Here is a 2,993-nt window from a genome sequence, read left to right on the forward strand (position 1 = left end):
CGCCCAGTACGCGCCGGGCGGCCCGTAGGCCATGCCGACGCTGCCCGGGTTGATCACCCGGCGCCCGCCGGCCAGCCGGTCGAACGGCATGTGCGTGTGCCCGCAGACCACCACCTGCTCGGTGACGCCGGCGAGCACCTCGTTCCACTTGGCGACCGGCGAGTCGACCAGCACGAACTCGTCGTCCTTGCGCGGCGTGGCGTGGCAGAACAGGGTCGGGCCGAGGCCGTCGACGTCCAGCGTCACGGTCATCGGCAGGCCGGTGATCAGCTCGCTGTGCCGTTCGTCGAGACCGGTCATCTCCCGCTCGCCGTTGCCGTGCACCCACACCGCGCGGTCACCGAGCCCGGCCAGCCGGTCGAGGGTCTCCACCGGCATCGGCCCGGACGCGATGTCGCCCAGCAGGACGATGCGGTCGGCGTCGGCCTCGTCGAGGACGGCCTCGAGCGCCGGCAGGTTGCCATGGATGTCGGCGAGAACGGCGACTCTCATCCCGCCATGATGTCCTCATGAGCTTCACCATGCGAAAACGGCCGGCGTGAAGGCCGGGCCGGGGGAACCGGCGCTGGGTCCCTGGCGGGTCTCCCGGCTGGACGACTTCGCGCGGCCGTTGACCGGCCGGAAGGTCATCGCCGTGGACGGGCGGGGCGGCAGCGGCAAGTCGACGCTGGCCGGCCGGCTCGCCGCGCTGCTGCCCGGGTCGGCGGTCGTGCACACCGATGACGTGGCGTGGAACCACTCGCGGTTCGGGTGGGACGACCTGATGATCGACGGGATCCTCACGCCCTTCCGCGCCGGCCTCGACGTGCGCTATCGGCCGCCGGCGTGGGCGCCGAACGGGCGTACCGGAGAAATCGTCCTTCCATCGGGAACCTCGACTCTGATCATCGAGGGCGTCGGCGCCTCCCGCCGCGAGTATGCCGACCGGCTGGACTTCGCGATCTGGGTGCAGTCCGACTACGAGGAGGCGCGGCGGCGCGGCGTCGAGCGGGACATGGCGCGCGACGGCAACGACGAGGAGACGGCGCTGCGCCTGTGGTGGGAGTGGGAGGAGGAAGAGGTTCCGTTCCTCATCGCCGACCAGCCGTGGGACCGCGCCGACGTCATCGTGACGACGTCACAGGTGCTTCCCCACGACCCCGAGACCGAAGTGGTGGTGAACCGTTGATGTGAACGCGTCGGTTCACAGGCCGAGGGCGCCGCGGTTCTCCGCTGTGTCGGAGTGGACCTGCCACGCGGCGACTCGGTCGTCCCGGACGGTCGCCGACCACAACACCGGGCCCGCCAGCGCCGGCTCCGAGCAGACCGATCGGCCCGCGACGACCACCGTGTCACCGTCGGCCCGCACCACCTCGAAGATGTTGCGGTAGTCCGGAAAGGCGGCGAAGAAACCTTCCCAGGCCGTGCGGCAGCCGTCCCGGCCGGCCACCGAGTTGCCCTCGGCATCCGTGAACGTGTGGTCCGCGGTCATCAATTCCACGAGCCCCGCCAGGTCTCGCCGGTTGATGCAGTCGTTGAATTGCTCCACGACGGTCATCGCTTCACGCTAGCCGTGCCCGGTAGAACTGGTGCCGATGCGAAACTCTCGATCACATCTCAGCGGGTCGTCCGCCGCCCCCACCGGTGCCGTCGTGGTCATCACCGGCGCCATGGCCGCCGGGAAATCGACGGTCGCCCAACTCCTCGCGTCGCGGCTCCCCCGCGCCGCCCACGTCCGCGGTGACGTGTTCCGGCGGATGATCGTCTCGGGGCGCGAGGAGCTGACTCACGAGGAGTCGCCCGAGGCGACGGAGCAGTTGTGGTTGCGCTACCGGCTGTCGGCGGCGACCGCCGACGGGTACGCGCGAGCCGGCTTCACCGCCGTCGTACAGGACGTCATCCTCGGCCCGGCCCTGCCGCGCTACCTGGACCTCATCGCCAGCCGCCCGCGCTTCCTCGTGGTCCTCGCCCCGCGCCCCGACGTGCTGGAGCAGCGCGAGCGGGAACGCGCCAAGAAGGGCTACGGCGACTGGTCGGTGGCGTCGCTGGACGACGCACTGCGCCGCGACACCCCGCGGCTCGGCCTCTGGCTGGACACCTCGGACCAGACACCGGAGCAGTCGGTCACCCGGATCCTGAACGACCTGCCCGCGGCCCGCATTCCCGACTGACGGGCCGGCTCAGTCCAGCACCGGGCCGTTCATCAGGTCACCGGCGGCGAGGCCGTCCACCGTCCCGCCGCCGGCGAGGCGCAGCGTCAGCGTCGTCCGCACGGACTCGCCGCCGGTCACCGCCGGATACCAGGCCAGGAAGTAGCCGTCTCCGACCGTCGCGCGGACGGTCCTCGGCTCGCTCGTCCGGTGGACGATGATGTCGACGGTGACCACGTCGGAGCCCACATGACCGGCCATCAGGCGGCAGTAGCCCTCGGCCGTGCGTACCTCCGGCCATCCCTGCAGTTCCACCCCCGTGCCGCCCAGCCTTCGCCGGTTGACCGGCTCGTGGAGGAAGCTCGGGTTGAGCACGGACCCGTCGCGGTCGCGGAAGCATGTCGCAGTCCACGCGTCGGTGCCGACGCTCACGGCCACATAGTGACCGCGCTGCTCGGCGAGGAGCATCCGGGCCGGCCCTTCTGCCTGGTAATCGTCGCGCACCACCGCGCCGCAGCGGGCGAGGAGATCGGCCCGGTCGGTCGCCGGGACCGGCTTCGCCGTGGAACTCCACGACGCGTACGCCGGGCCGCCGCCCAGGCGCGGCAGCGCGAGCGCCGCCAGGCCGATCAGCGCGGCGAGGACGCCGACCGTCACGAGCCGGAGACGCCGAGTACGTGCCGGCGCGGCCGGGCGGGTCGCCGGTGCTCGGACGACCCGGTCGAGCAGAGCCTGTGCGTGCGGCTGCGCGACACGTGGGGGCACGGGTTCCGCTGCGTCACGGAGGGCCTGGTCGAGGTTCATGAGATGGTTCCGATCTCGACAGTGGTGCCGGGGTGCGGGGCCTGGGCGGTGGTGGTTTCC

5 protein-coding genes are annotated in these 2,993 nt (G+C 71.8%); 2 read left to right on the forward strand and 3 right to left on the reverse strand.

Annotated elements, in window-relative coordinates:
• On the reverse strand, nt 1-492 hold a 492-nt coding region (locus AB0M20_RS35350; protein WP_364304855.1), incomplete at its 3' end, for a metallophosphoesterase family protein.
• A gap of 46 nt (nt 493-538) precedes the next feature.
• Here AB0M20_RS35350 and AB0M20_RS35355 point away from each other — a divergent pair.
• Entirely contained in the window at nt 539-1,168 is a 630-nt protein-coding gene (locus AB0M20_RS35355; RefSeq protein WP_364304856.1) for a hypothetical protein, read from the forward strand.
• Between the two features lie 15 nt (nt 1,169-1,183).
• Here AB0M20_RS35355 and AB0M20_RS35360 read toward each other — a convergent pair whose 3' ends face one another.
• Nucleotides 1,184-1,537: a nuclear transport factor 2 family protein gene (locus AB0M20_RS35360; RefSeq protein WP_364304857.1), complete on the reverse strand. Its 354-nt coding sequence runs from the start codon at nt 1,535-1,537 to the stop codon at nt 1,184-1,186.
• A 37-nt stretch (nt 1,538-1,574) separates the two neighbouring features.
• On the opposite strand from AB0M20_RS35360, the gene AB0M20_RS35365 reads away from it, so the two are divergent.
• Nucleotides 1,575-2,150 carry an AAA family ATPase gene (locus AB0M20_RS35365; protein WP_364304859.1) on the forward strand — a complete coding sequence of 192 codons (576 nt, stop codon included), beginning with the start codon at nt 1,575-1,577 and terminating at the stop codon, nt 2,148-2,150.
• A gap of 9 nt (nt 2,151-2,159) precedes the next feature.
• Here AB0M20_RS35365 and AB0M20_RS35370 read toward each other — a convergent pair whose 3' ends face one another.
• Nucleotides 2,160-2,894, reverse strand: coding sequence for a hypothetical protein (locus AB0M20_RS35370; RefSeq protein WP_364304861.1), 735 nt, complete (start codon nt 2,892-2,894; stop codon nt 2,160-2,162).
• Nucleotides 2,895-2,993 lie beyond the last annotated feature (99 nt).

This window comes from Actinoplanes sp. NPDC051633 (genome assembly GCF_040681735.1).
GTDB lineage: Bacteria > Actinomycetota > Actinomycetes > Mycobacteriales > Micromonosporaceae > Actinoplanes.